The organism is Prevotella jejuni (assembly GCF_900187995.1).
GTDB classification, from domain to species: domain Bacteria; phylum Bacteroidota; class Bacteroidia; order Bacteroidales; family Bacteroidaceae; genus Prevotella; species Prevotella jejuni.
Genome location: NZ_FZNZ01000010.1, coordinates 68,421 through 92,176 on the forward strand (window position 1 = coordinate 68,421; position 23,756 = coordinate 92,176).

General features: G+C 40.2%; 15 protein-coding genes and 1 pseudogene. 4 read left to right on the forward strand and 12 right to left on the reverse strand.

What is annotated here, in order from left to right; all coding sequences use genetic code 11:
* Nucleotides 1-1,019 precede the first annotated feature (1,019 nt).
* Nucleotides 1,020-1,136: pseudogene (locus CHB62_RS14600) on the forward strand (Abi family protein); the annotation flags it as partial.
* A 93-nt stretch (nucleotides 1,137-1,229) separates the two neighbouring features.
* Here CHB62_RS14600 and CHB62_RS14835 read toward each other — a convergent pair.
* Nucleotides 1,230-1,439, reverse strand: coding sequence for a Fic family protein (locus tag CHB62_RS14835; RefSeq protein ID WP_368073608.1), 210 nt, complete (start codon nucleotides 1,437-1,439; stop codon nucleotides 1,230-1,232).
* A 728-nt stretch (nucleotides 1,440-2,167) separates the two neighbouring features.
* On the opposite strand from CHB62_RS14835, the gene CHB62_RS05065 reads away from it, so the two are divergent.
* Complete coding sequence (locus CHB62_RS05065) at nucleotides 2,168-2,764, forward strand: hypothetical protein (protein ID WP_089365952.1); 597 nt, start codon at nucleotides 2,168-2,170, stop codon at nucleotides 2,762-2,764.
* 207 nt (nucleotides 2,765-2,971) lie between these two features.
* Here CHB62_RS05065 and CHB62_RS05075 read toward each other — a convergent pair whose 3' ends face one another.
* The 9 genes from CHB62_RS05075 to CHB62_RS05115 form a co-directional block, all read right to left on the reverse strand.
* Nucleotides 2,972-4,279 carry a hypothetical protein gene (locus tag CHB62_RS05075; RefSeq protein WP_240616275.1) on the reverse strand — a complete coding sequence of 436 codons (1,308 nt, stop codon included), beginning with the start codon at nucleotides 4,277-4,279 and terminating at the stop codon, nucleotides 2,972-2,974.
* 35 nt (nucleotides 4,280-4,314) lie between these two features.
* Complete coding sequence (locus CHB62_RS05080; protein ID WP_240616340.1) at nucleotides 4,315-4,467, reverse strand: hypothetical protein; 153 nt, start codon at nucleotides 4,465-4,467, stop codon at nucleotides 4,315-4,317.
* Nucleotides 4,468-4,795: 328 nt separating this feature from the next.
* Nucleotides 4,796-6,337 (reverse strand): leucine-rich repeat domain-containing protein, encoded by a 1,542-nt coding sequence (locus tag CHB62_RS05085; RefSeq protein ID WP_240616274.1) that lies wholly within the window; start codon nucleotides 6,335-6,337, stop codon nucleotides 4,796-4,798.
* A 285-nt stretch (nucleotides 6,338-6,622) separates the two neighbouring features.
* Complete coding sequence (locus CHB62_RS05090; RefSeq protein WP_089365955.1) at nucleotides 6,623-7,960, reverse strand: leucine-rich repeat domain-containing protein; 1,338 nt, start codon at nucleotides 7,958-7,960, stop codon at nucleotides 6,623-6,625.
* Nucleotides 7,961-8,406: 446 nt separating this feature from the next.
* The gene (locus CHB62_RS05095) at nucleotides 8,407-10,638 is read right to left on the reverse strand and encodes a leucine-rich repeat domain-containing protein (RefSeq protein ID WP_089365956.1); all 2,232 of its coding nucleotides are present in this window, start codon (nucleotides 10,636-10,638) and stop codon (nucleotides 8,407-8,409) included.
* Nucleotides 10,639-10,941: 303 nt separating this feature from the next.
* Nucleotides 10,942-12,234, reverse strand: coding sequence for a bifunctional folylpolyglutamate synthase/dihydrofolate synthase (locus CHB62_RS05100; protein WP_089365957.1), 1,293 nt, complete (start codon nucleotides 12,232-12,234; stop codon nucleotides 10,942-10,944).
* Between the two features lie 259 nt (nucleotides 12,235-12,493).
* A complete protein-coding gene (gene dnaJ / locus CHB62_RS05105) occupies nucleotides 12,494-13,657 on the reverse strand; it encodes a molecular chaperone DnaJ (protein ID WP_089365958.1) in 1,164 nt (387 codons plus the stop codon).
* A gap of 4 nt (nucleotides 13,658-13,661) precedes the next feature.
* A complete protein-coding gene (locus CHB62_RS05110) occupies nucleotides 13,662-14,240 on the reverse strand; it encodes a nucleotide exchange factor GrpE (protein ID WP_089365959.1) in 579 nt (192 codons plus the stop codon).
* A gap of 62 nt (nucleotides 14,241-14,302) precedes the next feature.
* Nucleotides 14,303-15,919: an ABC-F family ATP-binding cassette domain-containing protein gene (locus CHB62_RS05115; RefSeq protein ID WP_004360592.1), complete on the reverse strand. Its 1,617-nt coding sequence runs from the start codon at nucleotides 15,917-15,919 to the stop codon at nucleotides 14,303-14,305.
* A 1,252-nt stretch (nucleotides 15,920-17,171) separates the two neighbouring features.
* Between CHB62_RS05115 and CHB62_RS05120 the strand changes: the two genes are divergently transcribed.
* Nucleotides 17,172-17,795 carry a DUF6088 family protein gene (locus CHB62_RS05120; RefSeq protein ID WP_089365960.1) on the forward strand — a complete coding sequence of 208 codons (624 nt, stop codon included), beginning with the start codon at nucleotides 17,172-17,174 and terminating at the stop codon, nucleotides 17,793-17,795.
* A complete protein-coding gene (locus CHB62_RS05125) occupies nucleotides 17,788-18,825 on the forward strand; it encodes a nucleotidyl transferase AbiEii/AbiGii toxin family protein (protein ID WP_089365961.1) in 1,038 nt (345 codons plus the stop codon). Before CHB62_RS05120 ends, CHB62_RS05125 begins: the two co-directional genes overlap by 8 nt.
* Before the next feature lie 1,398 nt (nucleotides 18,826-20,223).
* Here CHB62_RS05125 and CHB62_RS05135 read toward each other — a convergent pair.
* Nucleotides 20,224-21,576 (reverse strand): TIGR00341 family protein, encoded by a 1,353-nt coding sequence (locus CHB62_RS05135; RefSeq protein WP_089365962.1) that lies wholly within the window; start codon nucleotides 21,574-21,576, stop codon nucleotides 20,224-20,226.
* 286 nt (nucleotides 21,577-21,862) lie between these two features.
* A complete protein-coding gene (gene rpsA / locus CHB62_RS05140) occupies nucleotides 21,863-23,647 on the reverse strand; it encodes a 30S ribosomal protein S1 (RefSeq protein WP_089365963.1) in 1,785 nt (594 codons plus the stop codon).
* Nucleotides 23,648-23,756 lie beyond the last annotated feature (109 nt).

The following is a 23,756-nucleotide window of genomic DNA, read 5'->3' on the forward strand; positions in this document are numbered from 1 at the left end:
GAGTTTGCGAAATAAGTTTACAGTAAGAGGAGCGAATACCTCCTTATCACCCCGCTGATAGTGGTGTCTTATCGAGTTGTAACTCTCAAGTAATCAAACTGTTAAACTATAGCTTAGTAGAAGGTGCCTTTCAAGGGTCAAGAAGGGCGTCTTCTTGGGCGTTGAAGGGCGTCTTCTGCAAGGAAGAAAGGCCTTAGTAGGATGGTAGATAAGCCTATCCTATTATCCAGCATACAATATTTCTTTACAAATCTCCTGCCTGCCATGTCTCCTGATCAGTCTTCTCATCCCTTTCCCTATCCGTTTTACAACGTACGAGTGTGGGTTTTCATGTTTCGTTCCTCGTATTGCCATCCCTTTTCCTGTTCGTATTGCAGTGTAAAAGAGTGGTTGTTCATGTTTTGTTCCTTGTATTGTCATCCCTTTTCCTGTTTGTATTGCTGTGTATTAGTATCGCTATTTTCGCTGTCTTCTTGGCTTTGCTAATTGGGTTCGTCGGTGCAAATAAGAAGTCTTTTTACCCTTGATATTCTATAAGCAATCCCAATGTCTGTCAGTTATATGTGCTCCGCAGTATCTTATCGCAGAGTCAATAGCAGCACAATTCCCCTTCATCTTCTATATAGCAATGCACATCCTACGGATGTCCTATTACCTTATTATGTTTGTTTCTTAGACAATTCTCTTCGCTCTATCGGCTATTTAGAACCCACTAAAAGTTCTTTTCTTGATTTTCTTTGAACTTAAGTATGATATTAGTTCCTTCTTGTTTTGCGAGTATAATATTCGGGTTTTATATTTATAAAAGGGTAAATGAGTACTGTCAAGATGTATATTATATATGTTGTTTTTCATGAAAAAGCCAAAAACGAACCCTTTAAGTGCATTTTATTCATAAAGACTTGGATTATTCAAATAATTCTTCTATCTTTGCAATGCTAGAACCCGCCAAGCCTCTCAACGATGCTCAAATGTGCGGGTCGTTTTTTATTATATCATGATATCACATACAGTACCCTCCAAACAATGATATGCTTCAGAAAATGAAAATGCTCTTTACCGACTTTCCTGAAGTTGATTTGCATGCACTCGGCTTCCCACATGGGTGGGAGGAAGAACCACTTTGGCGTATCTAACAGCTTTGTGTTATTCTTTATGATACGCCTACGACTATTAGCATCAGTAGCGAGTTGGGTTATAAAGAGTTCTTTTTCTCCTTCTTTAATTCATTATATAGGACTAAGCCTTTCGCTGTCAGTAGGTATCTCTGCCGAGGATGTCTTGAGGGATTTGGGATAGAGTAGGCGAATGTAGGCTTCGTTGATTGCTGGCTTCAGATAAAGATTAAGGAAGCTATCTCGCTTTTTTAGTTCTAAGTTATCCATCATGTTCTTTACTGATAATGCTTGATTACCTATAACAATGACCAGTCGTTTGATATTCGCATTATCCGTGTGTTACTTGTCCCGTACTTGTCCTGTGCTTGTCTTGTAGTTGTCCTGTGCTTGTCTTCTTCTTGCCGAGTACTTGTCTTGTTTGTAAGGGGCGGTTGTGTCTTCCAGTCATCAGTAGCATTAATGTGCAAGAAACGATTGCGAAGGTCCCACTTCTCCCCTAATAGCAGATTACGGAAGAACCGTTTAGGGGCTTCAGGATTTTGGAGTGATAAGGTTTGCCACTTGTGTTTAGAGTTTGAAGTAATGTCACACGGAGGAACGGAGAGAACGGAGGATTATTAAATACAAAGCTATAGTAGTAACGGAGGCACCGTCGGTGCATAGAGCAACGGAGCTTGTTTGCCAATTCTATTAGCAATTTATATACAAAGTGTTTATCCCAAAAGAGTTACCAGAAATCTGTACGCTGCACCTCCGTCGCTCTTTGTGCCCTCGGCACCTCCGTGACATTGCGTTACCTCCGTCCCCTCCGTGACTCTGTGTGCCTTATATGTAAGAGTTTTAGTTTATCACTCCATATTTCGGATGAGTCATCATTAAGAATAATTAATGCACAAAAGTATGTTGTATAAGGTGGAAAAACTATCTTTACGCTTAATTTATTCACAGATTGATAAAGGCGGGAAAGTTATATATTGAGATTGAGGCAGCTCCAAAGCCAACTATTACTCCAATGTCAAATCAGTTTAGGTTTAAAATATAACAGTAGTATGAAGAGATTAGCATTATATTTCGTAGGTCTGGTTTGCATACTTTGTAATTGTATAGCGCAGACGGTATCATCGGTGGCAAAAGATAATTCACAACAAAATCAGAATAAGCAATTGCAACAAAACGTCAAAGGGCAGAAGTCTACACCAACTTACAGCATTATATCTGTAGAAAACACTTATAAACTTCGATGGACAGGTAAGGCTTTTACTGGTTTACACAAAGACAAAGCAAATACATGGCTTATCAAAGCGGTGGTGAAAGGGTTGGATGCCAAGTGGCTTAAGCATCCTTTTTCGATTACAACAAAAGACGTATGGCTGCTTAAAGACAGTCTACAGAAAGATGTAGTAGCAATCGTTGCCTTGGAGTCTGCAGAGGCGGGGTGGAGATTTCCAGTCATCAACAAGGAGTATTTCATGAAAGAAGAATGCGAGGCTCCCTTGTATGCTGTTCCATATTTTATAAACGGCAGAGTCTACATTATTTGTCTTACACCTTCATTTCAAATCAAAGGAGATGATATGTACCCCGCTATTGATAGAAAAGAGCTGCAAGAAAAGGTATTGATGCCACTGATGCAGGCTTTCAAATAACATATTTGTAGTGCATGTTAAAGGTAAAGGCTGTCATTACATCAAAAACTTGCAGAAGTCATCTGCCCTACAAAATATTTCTGTAACCTTGTCCTCAGTAATCATAGCAATCTTTATTTGCAGCTATTTGTATATTAGCTTCTTAAAGTTAAAACTAATTCCGCTAATCACCAAATTAATAGACACTTATAACTCGTCAGACTCACGTTAATTAGGACCTCTCCCAAAGGTCTGCCCATTTAAAGATATCTGCCCACTCAAAACCATTTTTTTAACATCCCGTCCAGTTATCTGGCGTACAAGGACATCACTAATACATTCATATGGAGTATAAAAGCCTTTGACCAAAACCTTACGACCATTTCGTAGAAAATAGCAGACATCTTCATCCCAGCCTATGGCGCCTTTCTTCTCTTTATAGAACTGAGACGAAAACTCGTAATGTCTTCCATCTACTCCTTTCACTCTAAAATGATCGCCAGTGCCTTGTACCTGTAATCCGCTACGTAAGCAGAATGCATGCAATTGTGGATAAGTGAAGAAGAGATTGTAAGACCCAGAACCCTCTTCCTTTTCCGATAAGGTTACAAGCATATAAGGTTTCATTCCTGTATCGATAAATATACAGCCTGTATAGTCATCCCGAACTCCTAACAATTTAAGAAGTGAATCACGTTTTTCCTCAGAGGGGAGATCTAACAACGGCTTAACGAGTCTCAGTTGGTTCTCAGCCCATGCCTGATATGTCTCTTTATTAACACCATTACCATAGCTGTCCATTATCTGATGAAACTCCATCACATCATTGTAAAACTGCTGACATAACTCCTGTCGATTAACGCCAAAACAGAATCGACGCTCAATATAGCAACCCTTCTTCTTACCAGATTTATCAATGACTATATTATCCGAAGGCGGTACACTCCCACCATGATTTAGGTCATAACACGGTCCTTGCATATACATGCGTAGATAATATTGAACCTCCTCAGTCAGTCTCTCATCACCAAGGAACTGGTCGAAAGCATCTATCAGATGCTTTGCACGCCAGATATCATCAACCGTTCTCAGCTCTAACCTGGCTGGTTTTAGAGAGAAATCTAACTCGGGAAAGTGGGCCCAGAGACGTCGTGTGAGTGCATCGAATTTCTTCATAGGTCCGTGTTCAAACTCTTTTGCCCGACGCAGGATAACTACTTTCTCAAAGTCATCTTCGATCCCATGTTGGTTTTTCATCATCGGAAACGGATAACTGCTGATATAACTTGCCACATGAAAGGTATCTTTAGGATAGTCTGACAACGTGAATGTCCAAATTCTTATATCCTTTGACAAGCCACGATTTGTTTCATACTTATCAGAAAGTACAATACGCTGCCCTGGATAATTTTTCTCAAGATAAGCCATGACTTCCCCAGAAGAATTAAAGCTGGGGAAGCAGCTATCCAACATAAATAGCACTAAACCCACCAACACATACAAGGGAATTCTGTGTAAAACCGTCTTTGTTTTCATAATCAAATTTAATGTTATTCAATATCTGCCACTACTTATTCTGATCTTGTCCCGATACGGAATTTACCTCCCCAAATACCGATACCAGAAGAAACATAATATTGCGTATTACCTTTCTTTAATGGTCCGAAAGCATCTTCATAAATGAAAAGAATCAAGGCAAATACTATTATCATTGCTACATTCATATTCCTACCTTTATACTTTAACTTAACCATTATCTATACTCTAATCTAAACCATAATTGTACTTTACTTAAACTCCTCTTATACTTTAACTCACGTTATATTACTCTCCCTTTCTTTTGCAAATATAACTCTTTGCATTGATATTTGCAAGAAAGTAAATGAAAAAGCAGCAAATGATTGCTCACTTACTGCTCTATAGTAATAAGGTTTTCTGTATAAGCCATCGAAGTTTTCCTTGTAAGTTTCTGTTCTTATTCTTATTTCTTTGTCAGATGAACATACAACAAGTAAAAATATATGGTGTGGCTTAGGAAAACCGATGTGTCTGTTATTTAATGATTATCTTTTTACCATTGACAATATAAACACCCTTAGGCAAAGCATTAATTTCGTCAGTGCTTGCTTTACTTAGCCGTTTTGTTCCATCTATTGTATAGACATCAGCAAGTCCTGAGTTATTATAAACAGTGTTTGTAATGCCAGTAGTACTACCCTCTATTAAGGAGAAATCTTTCCATTGGTCTGCTTGTTTATAGGCGTCAAGACTATTCTTAGGAACAATAAGTTTACATTTAGATTTATTAATGTCGGTAAAAACATCTAATCCACAGGTTGGTGGTACAACTGCCTCAGTCGAAATCTGTGTAACGCTGGTACAGTAGTTAAATGCATCTTCTCCTATAGTCTTAACACTATTTCCTATATTTACTTTTTGTAGGTTGGCGCAACGGCTGAAAGCAAGGCCGCCAATTGTCGTAACACTATTAGGAATGGTTACAGAAGTAAGAGAGCTACAATCGCTAAAAGTATTATCGCTAATTGTCGTAACACTATTGGGAATGGTTACAGAGGTTAGAAATCTACATTCGCTGAAAGCAGACTGTTCAATTGTCGTAACACTATTGGGAATGGTTACAGAGGTTAGAGATTTACAATTGTAGAAAGCAAACCTTTCTATTGTCTTAACACTATTGGGAATGGTTACAGAAGTTAAAGACATACAACGGCTGAAAGCCCAGGCACCAATAGTCTTAACACTATTGGGAATGGTTACAGAAGTTAGAGAGCTACAATCGCTGAAAGCATATTCCTTAATTGTTGTAACACTATTGGGAATGGTTACAGAAGTTAGAGAGCTACAATTGCTGAAAGCATACCCTCCAATTGTCGTAACACTATTGGGAATGGTTAGAGAAGTTAGAGATTCACAATAGATAAAAGCATCGTCACCAATTGTAGTAACACTATTGGGAATGGTTACAGAAGTTAGAGAGCTACAAAGGCTGAAAGCACCTCCTCCAATTGTCGTAACACTATTGGGAATGGTTACAGAAGTTAGAGAGCGACAATTGCTGAAAGCATTTTTTCCAATTGTAGTAACACTATTGGGAATGGTTACAGAAGTTAGATGGCTACAAAAGAAGAAAGTATTATCGCTAATTGTCGAAACACTATTGGGAATGTTTACAGAAGTTAGAGAGCCACAATACCTGAAAGCTGCCTCTCCAATTGTCGTAACACTATTGGGAATGGTTACAGAAGTTAGAGAAATACAATTATTGAAAGCATACTGTCCAATTGTCGTAACACTATTGACAATGGTTACAGAAGTTAGAGAACTGCAATCGCTGAAAGCTCTACCGCCAATTGTCGTAACACTATCACCTATTATAATTCGTTTAACATAATAGCGATCCCATGGTAGTAATCTGGAGTTTGAATAATCATCCATTTTCCCTTTTCCTGTAATGGTCAAAACTCCATCATCAGTAAGGTGCCATTTTAGATTAGGTCCACAGGTACCAGAGCTTTCTGCTTTAGCTGATAAGCCCATGAGTAGGGCTATTAATAAGATGTAAATTTGTTTCATGTTAGTACTTTTATATAAATAATACTTTTTTTGATTTACGGAAAATCAAATACAAAGATAAACAAAAATTTTAGTTTATCACTCCATATTTCGGAAGAACCTGATATTTGTTAGAAAGTAAATGAAAAAGCAGCAAATGATTGCTCACTTGCTGCTGTATAGTAATAAGGTTTTCTGTATAAGCCATCAAGGTTTTCCCTGTAAGTTTCTGTTCTTATTTCTTTGTCAGACGAACATACAACAAATAAAAATATATGGTGTGGCTTAGGAAAACCATTGTGTCCATTATTTAATGATTATCTTTTTACCATTAACAATATAAACACCCTTAGGCAAAGCATTAATTTCGTCAGTGCTTGCTTTACTTAGCCGTTTTGCTCCATTTATTGTATAGACATCGGCAAGTCCTGCTTTATTATAAACAGTGTTTGTAATGCCAGTAGTACTACCCTCTATTAAGGAAAAATCTTCCCATTGGTATGCTTGTTTATATGCGTCAAGACTATTCTTAGGAACAATAAGTTTACATTTAGATGTATTTATGTAGAAAAAAACACCTGATTCACAGGTTGGAGGTACGACTGCCTCACTTGAAATCTGAGTTATATTGGTACATTTGTTAAATGCGAATTCTCCTATAGTCTTAACACTATTTCCGATATTTACTTTTTGTAGGTTGGTGCAATCGCTAAAAGCTTCGCTACCTATTCTCGTAACACTATTGGGAATGGTTACAGAAGTTAGAGAACTGCAACCCATGAAAGCATTGTCGCCAATTGTAGTAACACTATTTGGAATGGTTACAGAGGTTAGAGAGCTACAAATGCTGAAAGCCCAACCTCCTATTGTCGTAACACTATTGGGAATGGTTACAGAAGTTAGAGAGCCACAACCGCTGAAAGCCCAACCTCCTATTGTCGTAACACTATTGGGAATGGTTACAGAAGTTAGAGAGCTGCAATTGTCGAAAGTATACTCTCTAATTGTCGTAACACTATTTGGAATGGTTACAGAAGTTATAGAGCTACAATCGCTGAAAGCCCAACCTCCTATTGTAGTAACACTATTGGGAATGGTTACAGAAGTTAGAGAGCTACAACCGTTGAAAGCCCAACCTCCTATTGTCGTAACACTATTGGGAATGGTTACAGAAGTTAGAGAGCTACAACCGTTGAAAGCATTGTCGCCAATTGTTGTAACACTATTGGGAATGGTTACAGAAGTTAGAGAGCTACAACCGTTGAAAGCATTGTCGCCAATTGTTGTAACACTATTGGGAATGGTTACAGAAGTTAGAGAACTACAATTGCTGAAAGCATATTCCTTAATTGTCGTAACACTATTGGGAATGGTTACAGAGGTTAGAGAACTGCAATAGCTAAAAGCATACTCTCCAATTGTCGTAACACTATCACCTACTATAATTCGTTTAACACCAAAGTATCTCCATGGTGCACTGTTGTATGGAACTGAATAATCATCCATTTCCCCTTTTCCTGAAATGGTCAAAACTCCATCATCAGTGAGGTGCCATTTTAGATTAGGTCCACAAGTACCAGAGCTTTCTGCTTTAGCTGATAAGCCCATGAGTAAGGCTATTAACAAGATGTAAATTTGTTTCATGTTAGTATTTTTATATAAATAATACTTTTTTGATTTACGGAAGATTAAACACAAAGATAAACAAAAATTATTATAAAAAGTTTTTCTATAAAAAGTTTATGTAACATTTTGCTTCTTTTTTCAATATAGTTATTGTTGAGAGATGGTCGTGAAATTATGAAAACCAACTTTGCTGTCACTTCTATCACCTCTTAAATGCCTATAATATATTGAGTATAAGCATCTAAGACAAAATGTTAAAAGTGACAGGAAACGAAAATATTTGTAAGAGAATAAATGAAAAAGCAGCAAATGATTGCTCACTTGCTGCTGTATAGTAATAAGGTTTTCTATATAAGCCTTCAAAGTTTTCCCTGTAAGTTTCTGTTCTTATTCTTATTTCTTTGTCAGACGAACATACAACAAGTAAAAATATATGGTGTGGCTTAGGAAAACCATTGTGTCCATTATTTAATGATTATCTTTTTACCATTGACAATATAAACACCCTTAGGCAAAGCATTAATTTCGTCAGTGCTTGCTTTACTTAGCCGTTTTGTTCCATCTATTGTATAGACATCAGCAAGTCCTGAGTTATTATAAACAGTGTTTGTAATGCCAGTAGTACTACCCTCTATTAATAAGAAATCTTTCCATTGGTCTGCTTGTTTATAGGCGTCAAGACTATTCTTAGGAACAATAAGTTTACATTTAGATTTATTAATGCCGTCAAAAACATCTGAATCGCAGGTTGGTGGTACGACTGCCTCACTCGAAATCTGTGTTATACTGGTACAGTTGTTAAATGCTGACATTTCTATAATCTTAACACTATTCCCTATATTTACTTTTTGTAGGTTGGTGCAATCTCTGAAAGCATCCTCTTCAATCGCCGTAACACTATTTGGAATGTTTATAGAAGTTAGTGCGCTACAATATTCGAAAGTATGGTTGTCAATTTTCGTAACACTATTTGGAATGTTTACAGAAGTTAGAGCGCTACAACCGCTGAAAGCAGACCCTCCAGTTGTTGTAACACTATTTGGAATGTTTACAGAAGTTAGAGCGCTACAACCGCTGAAAGCAGACCCTCCAATTGTTGTAACACTATTTGGAATGGTTACAGAAGTAAGAGAGCTACAATTGCTGAAAGCAAGCCCTCCAATTGTTGTAACACTATTTGGAATGGTTACAGAAGTTAGCGCGCTACAACCGCTGAAAGCACCGCTGCCAATTGTTGTAATACTATTTGGAATGTTTACAGAGGTTAGAGCGCTACAATAGCTGAAAGCATCGTTGCCAATTGTTGTAACACTATTTGGAATGGTTACAGAAGTTAGCGTGCTACAATCTCTGAAAGCAAGCCCTCCAATTGTTGTAACACTATTTGGAATGGTTACAGAAGTTAGCGCGCTACAATCTCTGAAAGCCTCCTTTCCAATCGTTGTAACACTATTTGGAATGGTTACAGAAGTTAGCGCGCTACAATTTTTGAAAGCACCGTCGCCAATTTCTGTAACACTATTTGGAATGGTTACAGAAGTTAGAGAACTACAACTTTTGAAAGCCTCCCCTTCAATTGTCGTAACACTATTTGGAATGGTTACAGAAGTTAGCGCACTACAATCTCTGAAAGCATCCTTTCCAATTGTTGTAACACTATTTGGAATGGTTACAGAAGTTAGCTCACTACAATCTGCGAAAGCACTGTCGAGAATTGCCATAACGCTATTGCCAATGGTTACAGAAGTTAGAGAGCTACAATACCAGAAAGCATCCTCTCCAATTGTCGTAACACTATTGCCAATGGTTACAGAAGTTAGAGCGTAACAATCGCTGAAAGCACCGCTGCCAATTGTTGTAACACTATTTGGAATGGTTACAGAAGTTAGTGCACTACAACCGCTGAATGCCCTCCATCCAATTGTTGTAACACTATTTGGAATGGTTACAGAAGTTAGCGCGCTACAATATGCGAGAGCCTCCTCTCTAATTGTCGTAACACTATTTGGAATGGTTACAGAAGTTAGTGCGCTACAACCTGCGAAAGCATTGCCGCCAATTTCTGTAACACTATTTGGAATGGTTACAGAGGTTAGCGCGCTACAATTGTAGAAAGCACCGTCGCCAATTTCTGTAACACTATTGCCAATGGTTACAGAAGTTAGCGCGCTACAAAGTATGAATGCATTGTCGCCAATTTCTGTAACACTATTTGGAATGGTTACAGAGGTTAGCGCGCTACAATGTGCGAAAGCATCGTAGCGAATTTCTGTAACACTATTTGGAATGGTTACAGAAGTTAGCTCTCTACAATTGTGGAAAGCATAGCCGCCAATTTCTGTAACACTATTTGGAATGGTTACAGAGGTTAGTGCGCTACACTCATCGAAAGCATGCCTTCCAATTGTTGTAACACTATTTGGAATGGTTACAGAAGTTAGATTGCTACAATCTTTGAAAGCAGCCTCTCCAATTGTCGTAGCACCATCACCTATTATAATTCGTTTAATATCATATTTGTACCATGGTAATCTGTTGCGGTATAAATAATCATTCATTTTCCCTTTTCCTGTAATGACCAAAACGCCATTATCGGTAAAGAGCCATCTTAGATCAGGTCCACAAGTACCAGAATTCTCGTCATTAGCTAATAAGTCCATGAGTAGGTCTATTAATAAGGTGTCAATTTGTTTCATATTAGTACTTTTATATAAATAATATTTTTGATTTATGGAAGTTCAAATGCAAAGATAAACAAAATTTGTTATAAAATGTTTTTCTATAAAAAGTTTATGTAGCATTTTGCTTCTTTTTTCAAGATAGTTATTGTTGAGAGATGGTCGTGATATTATGAAAATCAACTTTGCTGTCACTTCTGTCACCTCTTAGGTGCTTATAATATGTTGATTATAAGCATCTAAGACAAAGTGTTAAAAGTGACAGCAAACTAAAATCAAACTTTATTTAGTAATATGGTATTAATAAAGAAGAGCTTTTGGCTATTTCTTTTGTAGGCTTGTCAGCAAGTCGGCAACCACATAGCTGGAGCCGCCAACGAAGATAAAATCTTGTTCGTCAGCATCTTGAAGGGCAGCTTGGTAGGCTTCGAGGACGGTTGGGAAGACCTTTCCATGTAGGTCGTAATCGTCGGCTGTTGCGGCAACCTTCTCTGCAGGGAAAGCACGATGTGTACTTGGTTGTGTCCAATAGTAAATGGCATCATCAGGGAGCATAGACATAACGGCATGTAGGTCTTTGTCGTCTACCATACCGAAGACAATGTGCTTCTGCGCACATTGTTGACGTTTGATTTGTTGGGAGAGATAGGTCCATCCACCAACGTTGTGTCCTGTATCGCAGATAACCAATGGATTAGCCTGTAGCTTCTGCCACCTACCCATTAAGCCTGTCAGTTCGCAAACATTAGCAAAGCCTTTAGCAATACTTTCTGCGTTCTTGATGACACCTTTATTATATAGTTGCATGACCGCAGTGAGTACAGTGTTAGCGTTCTTCTCTTGGTAGCTACCACCCAATTCGCCCACAAAATCGCCAAAAAAACGAGTCTGATAAGCGATACCACCATCGGGGTTAGGGCGAGAAGAAAGTACTGCAGGGATGTCTTCAGCAAAGACAATGAGCGCATCCTCTTTCTGTGCTTTTGCCTTGAAAACAATCTGTGTTTCAGGGACAGACTCACCAATAACGACTGGTACACGATGTTTGATAATACCAGCCTTCTCTGCTGCAATCGCTCCGAGCGTATTACCGAGGAACTGGGTGTGATCGAGTGATATATTGGTGATAATCGATAAGATAGGAGTGATAATGTTTGTACAATCGAGTCTACCACCTAAGCCCACTTCAATGATAGCAATATCAACCTTCTGCTCAGCAAAGTGCTTGAAAGCTAAGGCTGTTGTGAGTTCAAAGAAAGAAGGGTGGAGTGGCTCGAAGAAGTTGCGTTCCTGTTCAACAAAGTCGATAACCTCCTGTTCAGATATCATTTCTCCATTGACTCTGATACGTTCGCGGAAGTCAACGAGGTGAGGACTGGTATAGAGTCCGACCTTATATCCTTCAGCTTGGAGGATAGCTGCCAACGTGTGGGAGCATGAACCTTTTCCGTTGGTTCCTGCAACATGAATAGAAAGGAAGTGGGTATGTGGATGGCCAAAGTGCTCGTCCAAAGCCTTTGTTGTCTCAAGTCCTTCTTTGTAAGCAGATGCCCCGACGTGTTCGAAGACGGGTGTGCTGTTGAATAGATATTCTACGGTTTCTTGGTAAGTCATGGGTGGTGGGTGTTGGGTGTTGGGTGTTGATGGAATGTAGGGAAATGATTTAGCCCCATTAGCCAAAGAAGTCTAATGGGGCATATAATCATTATCTCAATTTTGTTTGTAAACTCATTGCTTATTAAAAACTCGTTTACTTGTCAATTCGTTAGTTCACTCGTCAACTTAAGATATGTTCATCTGTTACTTTGTCTTTTATTTACTCTGTCTACAAGCAACTTGTTCACTTGTCAACTCGTCAAACTCGTCAACTTGCTCAACTAAACAATTTCTTAAAGTTCTCGAAGATAGAGCGTTTAGTGCTGTTATCCCCACGGAAGTTTTCGCTTTGGCGTAAGTCTTCGATGATTTTCTTCTCCTCTTTATTCAACTCCTTTGGAACGTAAATACTGATGTGAACCACTAAATCACCAGTACCACTGCCATAACCTTGTACGGCAGGGAGACCCTTACCACGTAGGCGAAGCGTCTTACCTGGCTGTGTTCCTGGTTCAATCTTAATCTTTACATTGCTGCCATCAATGGTTGGGATATCCACCTGACCTCCTAAGGCAGCTGTTGGGAAATCGAGCAAGAGATTATAGATGACGTTCTGTCCGTCACGAATGAAGGTGTCGTTAGGTTCCTCCTCGATATATACTTGGATATTACCAGCCACACCATTGTGTCTACCAGCATTACCCTTGCCAGGAACATTGACCACCATACCTTCAGCAACACCCGCTGGGATGTTGATTTCAACGACTTCCTCGCCCTTTACAACGCCTTCACCATGACAGTGAGTACACTTGTTCTTAATGATAGTTCCCTCACCATTACATACGTGACAGGTAGTCTGGGTCTGCATCATACCAAAGATACTCTGCTGTGTACGGATTTCAACACCCGAACCATGACAGTTCTGGCAAGTTTCTGTTCCGCTACCCTCCTCAGCACCAGTGCCGTGGCAGTGTTCGCAAGGAACGTCTTTACGCACCTTAAACTTCTTGGTAACGCCCGTAGCAACCTCTTGTAACGACAGACGAACCTTCAAACGAAGATCAGAGCCACGGTACTTAGGAGCTTGATGACCGCCACCTCCGAAACCGCCAAATCCTCCGCCATGTCCACCGAACACATCGCCAAACATAGAGAAGATATCGTCCATAGAGAAGCCACCTGCTCCACCGAAAGGACCACCACCACCAAAGCCACCACCAGGAGCATCGAAGCCAAACTGGTCATACTGTTGGCGTTTCTGTGGATCGTGCAGTACATCATAAGCCTCAGCAGCCTCTTTAAACTTTGCTTCAGCCTCAGGATCATCCGGATTACGGTCTGGGTGATACTTAATAGCAAGTTTTCTGTATGCTTTCTTTATCTCGTCTTCAGAGGCACCTTTACTTACTCCGAGTACCTCATAGTAATCTCTTTTTGCCATCTTACTATTGTCCTACTGCTACCTTTGCGTGACGGATAACCTTGTCATTGAGCGTATAACCAGTCTGTACACAATCGATAACCTTGCCCTTCTTATCGTCGCCCATACCAGGAACCATAGCGATAGCCTCATGGTAATCGACATCGAAGTCGGCATTATCGGTCTTAATCTTATGTACACCGAGTGTCTCCAAGGCCTTCAAAAACTTCTTATAGATAAGTTCATAACCTTCTTTAATTGCCTGTGGGTCCTCTGTCTTATCGGCAGTAGCACGCTCAAAGTCGTCAAGGATAGGCAGAATAGCAGCTACAGTCTTCTCACTTCCGTTGAGAATCAGTTCTGACTTCTCCTTCAGTGTACGTTTCTTGTAGTTCTCAAATTCAGCAACCAAACGGATATACTTGTCTTTCCACTGCTCAGCATCGTTCTGTGCAGCTACCAATGGGTCGAGTTCTTCCTCTGCAGGAGTTTCCTCTCCGTTAGCATCTTCCGCCTGTGCTTCAGCGCCGTTCTGGGTTGTTTCTTCGTTATTCAACTCCAGCTCTTCGCCTTCAACCTTTATATTTTTCTCTTTCTTATTCATAATTTTATTGCACTATTTGTCATGACATACCCTTGCAAATAGTATGCCATGTTTTGACAATCTTAGTACATTCCTGCTTTTTGCTCCTTAATCTGCTCATCATGGATGTAGTCATCGTAGCTCATCAGCTTGTCGATGGTACCCTTTGGAGTCAACTCAATGATACGATCAGCAACGGTGTTAATAAACTCATGGTCGTGTGAACTGAAGAGGATATTACCCTTGAAGCCAATCAGGTTGTTATTAAACGCCTGAATACTCTCCAAGTCAAGGTGGTTGGTTGGCGTATCAAGAATCAAACAGTTGGCATTCTGAAGCTGCATACGTGCAATCATACAACGCATCTTCTCACCTCCAGAGAGTACATTCACCTTCTTCTCAACCTCTTCCTGCTTGAACAACATACGACCCAAGAAGCCCTTCATAGCCACTTCGTTACCTGGTCCGAACTGTGACAACCAGTCAACGAGATTCAGATCGCAATCGAAGAACTCGGTATTATCCAATGGGAGATAAGCCGTAGTGATTGTCACACCCCAATTATATGTACCAGCATCAGGCTCTCGATTACCATTGATAATCTCGAAGAGCGCTGTCATAGCCTTTGAGTTGCGAGAGAGGAAGACAACCTTCTGTCCCTTCTCAATATTGAAGTTCACATTATCGAAGAGTACCGTTCCGTCCTCATCAACAGCCTTCAAGTTCTCAACCTCAAGAATCTGGTTACCAGGTTCGCGCTCCATAGAGAAGATAATACCCGGATATTTACGGCTTGATGGACGAATCTCCTCTACGTTCAGACGCTCCAACATCTTCTTACGTGATGTTGTCTGCTTACTCTTAGCAACATTGGCAGAGAATCGGCGGATGAATTCCTCCAACTGTTTCTTCTTCTCCTCAGCCTTCATCTTCTGGTTTTGAGCCTGACGTAAAGCCAACTGTGAACTCTCATACCAGAATGAGTAGTTACCAGCAAAGACGGTTACCTTACCGAAGTCGATATCGATTGTCTGTGTGCTGACTGAGTCGAGGAAGTGACGGTCGTGCGATACAACCAATACTGTCTGATGCTCGTCAATCTCACCGAGATAATCCTCTAACCATTCAACGGTCTCAAGGTCGAGGTCGTTAGTAGGCTCATCGAGCAACAAGTTCTCTGGCTTACCAAAGAGAGCCTTAGCCAACATCACACGCACCTTCTCAGTATTTGAGAGCTGTGACATCTGCTTCTCATGCAAATCCTCCTTAACGCCAAGGTTCTGGAGCAACTGTGCAGCATTACTTTCAGCCTCCCATCCATTCATCTCAGCAAACTTCAACTCTAAGTCGGCAGCACGATTACCATCCTCCTCTGTCATCTCTGGCTTAGCATAAAGTTCCTCACGCTCTTTCATGTTCTGCCAAAGTGCATCATGTCCCATGAGGACTGTGTCCATTACCTTATACTCATCATATTTGAAGTGGTCCTGTTCCAATACCGACAGACGCTCACCCGGTCCTAACTCTACTGTTCCCTTGTTTGGTTCTAAGTCGCCAGAAATGGCACGAAGCAAGGTTGATTTACCAGCACCATTGGCACCAATGACTCCGTAAATATTACCTGGTGTAAACTTTAGATTAACGTCCTTGTATAGAACTCTCTTGCCGAATTGGATAGCAAGGTTTGAAAGTGTAATCATCTTTTTCTAATACCTTATTATATAATAATTTGGCTGCAAAGGTACGATATTTATTTCAAACAACAAAGAAACAAGGATATAGAAGCTCATGTTCTTTTCTCATTGTGCTACTCGTTTCTGTCCTTACGACGACTCGCCTTTTCCCTTTTTTATGGCTTTGTAAATCCGATTGGAAACCCTCGAAATAAGGACCGAAAACCAGTCTTGAATAAAGGGGATGATTACGCATATATTACAAGAAAAGTTTTATTTTGTTTTGCTGTCACTTTTAACATTTGACGTAACCGCTCTGTAAATTAGTGAGTTAAGTCTTCAAGATAGATGACAGGAGTGACAGCAAATTTTATTTTGCCCGAATTGCTTTACTTTTGAAACCTTCTTCATTCATGATTAGGGATGGACTAAAACACTCAAAACGCAAGAGGCTTTTCTCTATCAGTGTTCATAGAGAATGTCATAAGACTGCGGAGGGGCGGAGTCCGACAAGAGACAGTGAGGTTGCGACATCACGTAAGACGGTAGACAATTGAGGGGTAGAGAAACAACAAGGCGTTTTGTCGCTTTTTATTCAAAGTCTTGTGAGATTAAAAGGATTTCATTATCTTTGCAACTGATAAAATTCAAATTAATTACTAAAGGATGTAATCAGGGGATAAAACCATTAGAGAATGTGTACCACCTTATATTATATAAGGTACGGAGGCAGTGAGATGCTGCGTAAGATTCTTTGATTAGGATAACGTAGACTGTTATAAAACCCATTCTAATTCACCCTCATACTCTCACTTTATCCATGTGAGTGTAAATACCTTTCGTCCTGTCAGTAGTGAAAGTATATTATTAAAATAAGTATTCGTACAGAGTTATAATATACATATTTAGGTAGTAGTCCATTTCCTAAAGTATTATCCGATTTTGATGTTGATAATATTGGATGGCTCAAGAAGTTGTCTATTGCGAACAATGTCTGTCAGAAATGAGGAAACCGGCATCTTTACAGTTGTCGACATTCCCATTTAGCAATATGGTTAAGTGATGGTTATATTTCCTTTCTATATCGGTTATAATATGCTACATGCTATTACTATTGAATATTTTCCCATAAAACATACTGTTGACCATTATATTCTTAGCTCTGCAAAGTGCCATTCTGAAATCGAATGGAAATGATAAGGCCATAAAAAAAATACGTCGAAGAATTTGGAAATATGGGAAATACTCGTTATTTTTGCATAAATAACCGACTTAATGTATGTTAATAAGCGATAATGAAAAGAAGGTTGTTGATATTCTAAGGGGCCGTATTGATGAAGCTGACACTGGTACGTTGTTCTTTAACAATAGCTTCCCAGAATACAACGATGAGTATGTTGGCAAAGTCTTATCGGATTTTGTTCGGCAGGGATTATTGTTAAGACTATCTCGTGGTATATACCTGAAAGCGAAGAAAACCAAATTCGGTATAGTTTACCCTACTACTGAGGAGTTTGCTCGTGCGATTGCAGAAAGAGACAATGCGGAGATTCTCCCGACAGGAAGTACGGCGTTGAATATGCTCGGACTGTCAGAACAAGTGACTATGTCTCCCGTTTTTCTTACCAGTGGGTCTGCAAGAAAAGTCAAATGTGGCAATAGGACTATCACTTTCAAAAGGGGAGTACCTAAGAACTTTGCCTTGAAAGGACAGGTTACTCGCCTTTTGGTACAAGCAATGAAGGCTATTGGAGAACGAAACTATAATAATGAGTGGGAAAGCGCAATTAGTGTAATACTAAGTAGATATCCAGAGGACAAAACCATGACGGATGATCTAAAGGTTATGCCTACATGGATAAGACGAAGCATTATAAAGATTTTAAATAGCAAGCATGAGTAGTTGGCAAAGTCATAGTAATGACGAACGCATAGCAATGATACAGTCGGTCGCCTTGAAAAATAGTATCGAAGATAATGCCGTAGAGAAAGATTGGTGGGTAACAGTAGTTCTCAAGGCATTGTTCAATACGTCGTGTGGGAAGTGGCTTCTTTTCAAAGGAGGAACTTCGTTGAGTAAAGGATGGAACCTCATCAACCGCTTCAGTGAAGATATAGACATTTCCCTTGACAGGAAATTCTTTGAGAGTGTCCTTAACTTGACATTTGCAAAGTGCGAAAACAACAATCAGGTAAAGAAACTAAGGAAAGCATCACGTGACTATATTCATGGGAAACTTTCTGCAGAACTTTCTGCAGAACTCTTTAAAATGGGAGTCAAAGGGTATTCTGTTCAGAATGAAACAATCGCTGGGGTACCTCCAAGACCTATAGACCATGATAGTGATCCGACTGTATTTTTTGTCAATTATCAAAGCATATTGCCGTCTAGTATGCGGCTTATTGATACGAGAGTTAAAATAGAAATAAGTTATCTGTCTATGTCTGAGCCTCATGAATATTGTGAAATTCACTCTCTTATCTTCGATAAGTTCCCTGAAGAGGATGATGAAATGACCGCATCAATTAAGACTGTAACGCCATCAAGAACATTTTTGGAAAAGGCATTGCTACTTAATGAAGAGCTTCAAAAGAAGGAACCGAGATCCCTACGTATGTCTCGACATCTTTATGATTTGGATAGATTGATGGATACGGAATTTGCCCAGAAAGCATTGAATGATGGTAAACTCTACAAGGCGATTGTAGAACATCGTCGTCGGTTTTATCATTTGGGATATGTGGACTATGATAAAGATTATCCCACTATGATTAATTTTATCCCCCAAAATGAAGTAATGAAGGCTTATCGTCTTGATTACGAATCAAATATGGTAGATGGCTATATATATGGTAAAGCAAAAGCCTTCGACGAGTTGATGGATAGGATGGAGAAATTACTTCAACATTTCAGACAGATTGTAATATCTTAGCGTAAGAGTTTTTTAGTATTTGTCGTAGGTGTTGTGATATCACATGAAGTGTTTTCCATAGAATAGGTTGGCAATCTTCTCTTTAAGACAGTGGATCATTCGTCAAAAAGAATGTTTTAGTCGTAATTTTTGTTATATAACTCCAATATATAATATCATCACTCCTAACTCAAGAGACTCACCTTGTTTATTCGCTTTATCTTTAAGAAATTCATTTGTAAAAGTTTAGAACTTGAGAATATAACCTCGCCAACGCACATCCTGCATAGAGTCATTATCGGACAACTCTGTGATGTGGGATGTCGTTGGCAAGGTTTGTTTTGTGTAATCGAATCATGATAATACGGTGTTGTTGCATCTTGTTTCAAATGCAATTTACGGATTCTTTTGTCAGAATATTTCGTTTCTTGTCTTTCTGTACATGCCTAACACGTTTCTAAAAGGTGCTTGATTAGCTTACAGAAGACGCCTTTTAAGCATCAAGAAGGGCGTGTTCTTAGGCCTTGAAGGGCGTCTTCTTGGAGTGATATTGTAATGATTTGAAAGTCAGTAGATTATAGACTAATCATGAACCTTGAGTATCTATTGTTTTAAGGAATGCTGTGTTGTTGTTTTGTAAAGATATTTCTTGGTTCTATTATATTATCAACAACAGCTGTAACGCACTGTGTAAGCTGTTGGACGCAGGCCGTTAAAAGCCTCACCCCCAACCCCTCTCCGAATGGAGAGGGGAGTGATCACCGAGATACCCCTGTATGTCCTCAAGATATTTAGCGGCCCATCTTCTATCAGTAGCAGGCTAATAGGGGTAACCTCACATACTACTCCCCTCTCCATTCGGAGAGGGGTTGGGGGTGAGGCCTCTGTGAACTCTGTATGCCGGAGGCGTTCTGTGGGCTCGAACTGTGCGCAAAAATGCTCAGTGAACTCTGTGTGCTCTGTGAGAGAAAAACTCCCCAGTGTGAGAGAAAAACCTCCCCACCGAGTTGCTTGTGTGTCATCTCATAGAGTGGGTGCGTTCTCTTTCTCACAGAAGAACACAGAAGAACAGAACACACGGTATTTCACAGAGACATTAAGTCAACCGATTTCACAGAACCTTACAGCCAACAGAAGCCTCACCCCCAGCCCCTCTCCGAATGGAGAGGGGAGTGATCACCGAGATACCCCTGTATGTCCTCAAGATGTTTATGGGCCCATCTTCTATCAGTAGCAGGCTAATAGGGGTAACCTCACATACTACTCCCCTCTCCATTCGGAGAGGGGCCGGGGGTGAGGCCAGTAGGGGCTGGGGGTGAGGTCCCCTGTGCGCTACCCCTTCCTATAAGCCTGCTACGTAAAAAAAAAATACCAAACCCGTGATGGTTTGGTACTTCTTACTCTTGTATTGTACTATTATTATGGTAAAATAATTAGTTCGAGGCTGTCGGATTTTACTTTCACTTTGAGCCAGTCATATAGCTGCTTTCTGTTGTCTTTGGCAAGTGTCTTGTTTGTTTTGACTATAGCCACGATGTGACTTTTAATTAAAGCAGAATCAACGAAAGACTCAGATGCTTTTGAAAGCATAATACTCTTTGCCGAGGGGCATACGACTTTAAGTTCTTCTTTCATGTCGTTAGCAAGTACTGGATAACGTGTATAAGAAGTTAGTTCCTTCTTTAGCACATCGTTGTTATATGCAAGTTCTTGCCATTCAGCCGTATTTTTTTCTCCTACCATCAACTGACCTTTATTCTTGTGCTGTAGGAGTAATAAGCTATCAGAGTTAGATCCTTGTATCACCTTTAGTACGTAGCCATCAAGCTGATAATTAGTCATCATTTTTTGTGCTTTAGCTATCGAATCAGTTGATATCGGATTGCCCACCGCTACCACATGGAGGGTTTTGGTTTTTAGGTCGTATTGGTGTGAGAGAATGTTTGTTCCGCTATAATTAAGTTCCTTTGTAACGAAATTCTCTATGTTATTTTCAAATACACTTTGCTTAATGATGTTCCATGTCATGTAGCTTGCAGGGATAATTGTGATAATGATAATGGTGACGATGTAAAGATTTACTCGTCTCATTTGTTCTCGATTGACAAACTGCTTTCTATGAAAATGCAGAAAGCGTACACCTACGCAGGTTGTAAAAGCAATGAAAACAGTATTGATGAAATAAAGGTAAAATGCCCCAAAGAAGTAGGATGTGTTTTGTACGGCCAGTCCATAACCTGCTGTACAAAGTGGTGGCATTAAGGCTGTGGCAATGGCAACACCCGGCACCACGTTGTTTCTTCCTTTTGTTGACATAGCTAAGAATCCAGCAGCACCACCAAAAAGAGCTATCAATACGTCATAAAGGGTAGGCGATGTGCGTGCTAAGAGTTCGGATTGAGCATCCGTGATAGGTGAAAGTGTAAAGTAGATTGTTGCAGTAATAACGCTAATGAATGTACTTACCAAATAGTTTTTTATGGACTGTTTGAACAAGTCCAAGTCAGCAATTCCAAGAGCTAATCCCATACCGATGATTGGTCCCATCAGTGGAGAGATAAGCATAGCACCAATAATTACTGCTGTTGAATTGACATTTAAGCCTAAGGATGCAATAAATACGGCAAAGATAAGTATCCAGAGATTAGAACCTTGAAAGTTGATGCCATTAGTTATTTGTTTAATAACATATTTTTCGCCGTCTTTGTAAGGTAAGACATTGAAATAACTCTTAATTATCTGCCATAAAGTTTGATTGTTATTTTCCTGCATATCATGTTATTTTTTGCAAAGATACTTATTTTATAGGAAAATCTCAAGCAGTTTCTTGATTAACTATTAGGGAGTGGGCTGGTGTTTGTGAGCGTACATTCTTTTCGTTTCACATAAGAACAAGATTGGTAAAGATAAGGCTCCGTTGTAGTGCACAGCCGATATGCAATTACGATAGTCCTATATATGAATAGGTGTTCTAATCAAAAAAGAGCTAAGAGAATAAAAAAAGAGTACCAAGAAAACTTGATACTCTTTTTATTTATGTTAGATTTTAGAGTGCAAATTACTTGCCACCCTCCATCTTCTTCTTCAAGTCAGCGAGAACGCCGAGGTCACCGAGAGATGTACCTGCAGCAACGTTGTTGATAGCAGCTGCATCATTCTTTGGCTTGCCAGGAGCTGCTGGACGCTGGCGACGTGGCTCTTCCTTCACCTCCTCGAATGTACGAGAGTGAGAGAGGATGATGCGCTTAGTGTCCTTAACGAATTCGATTACCATGAATGGGAGAACCTCACCAAGCTGAGCCTGTGTACCGTCTAACTTAACGAGATGCTTTGGAGTAGCAAAACCTTCGCCACCCTCAGCAAGAGAGATTACAGCACCCTTGTCCATAGCCTCGGTGATCTTACCCTCATGTACAGAACCTGGAGTGTAGATCTTCTCGTACTCATCCCATGGATTAGACTCAAGCTGCTTGTGACCAAGGCTCAAGCGACGATTTTCCTTATCGATTTCGAGGACAACAACCTCAATCTCAGAACCCTGTGAAGTGAACTCAGATGGGTGCTTAACCTTCTTTGTCCAAGAGAGGTCGCTGATGTGGATAAGACCGTCAACACCTTCCTCAAGCTCTACGAAGATACCGAAGTTAGTGAAATTACGAACCTTAGCAACGTGCTTAGAACCAACAGGATACTTCACTTCGATAGTCTCCCATGGGTCTTCCTTAAGCTGCTTGATGCCGAGAGACATCTTACGCTCGTCGCGGTCGAGTGTGAGGATAACTGCCTCAACCTCATCGCCCACCTTCATGAACTCCTGTGCTGAACGCAAGTGCTGGCTCCAGCTCATCTCAGAAACGTGGATCAAGCCCTCAACACCAGGCTGAATCTCTACGAAAGCACCGTAGTCAGCCATAACAACTACCTTACCCTTAACGTGATCGCCAACCTTAAGGTTAGGATCCAAAGAATCCCAAGGGTGCTGAGTGAGCTGCTTGATACCAAGAGCGATACGCTTCTTCTCCTCATCAAAGTCGAGGATAACAACGTTGATCTTCTGGTCGAGTGCTACCACCTCATGTGGATCACTTACGCGACCCCATGATAGGTCTGTGATATGAACGAGTCCGTCAACACCACCGAGGTCAACGAATACACCGTAAGAGGTGATGTTCTTAACAGTACCCTCAAGGATCTGACCCTTCTCAAGATGAGAGATAATCTCCTTGCGCTGTGCTTCGAGCTCAGCCTCGATAAGTGCTTTGTGAGAAACGACTACGTTACGGAACTCCTGGTTAATCTTAACCACCTTGAACTCCATAGTCTTACCAACGAATACATCGTAGTCGCGTATAGGGTGAACGTCAATCTGGCTGCCAGGAAGGAATGCCTCGATACCAAATACATCAACGATCATACCGCCCTTAGTGCGGCTCTTGATGTAACCCTGGATAACCTCGTCGTTCTCCAAAGCCTTGTTGATGTTCTCCCAACTCTTCTGTAGGCGAGCCTTCTTATGAGAGAGTACGAGCTGACCACGCTTGTCTTCCTGGTTCTCTACATACACCTCTACCTTATCGCCAGGCTTGAGATCTGGGTTGTAACGGAATTCAGAAGCAGGGATAATACCATCGCTCTTGTAGCCGATGTTAACAACTACTTCCTTCTTGTCAACTGAAATAACAGTACCTTCAACTACTTGATGCTCCTGGATCTTGTTAAGAGTTTCGTCGTAGGCCTTGGTAAGATCGTTCTTACTTGCCTCAGCGTGTGAGCCGTTCTCGAACTCATCCCAGTTGAAGTCAGCTAAAGGCTGTACATTCTGGACGTCTTTGAAATTTGTCATAAAGTGTTTAATAAAATAATTTAATTAATAAAGTTCGACTTTATATTACCTTTAATATGGGCATAATCTGCCCAAATCGGGCACAAAGTTACGAATAATATTCTGTATA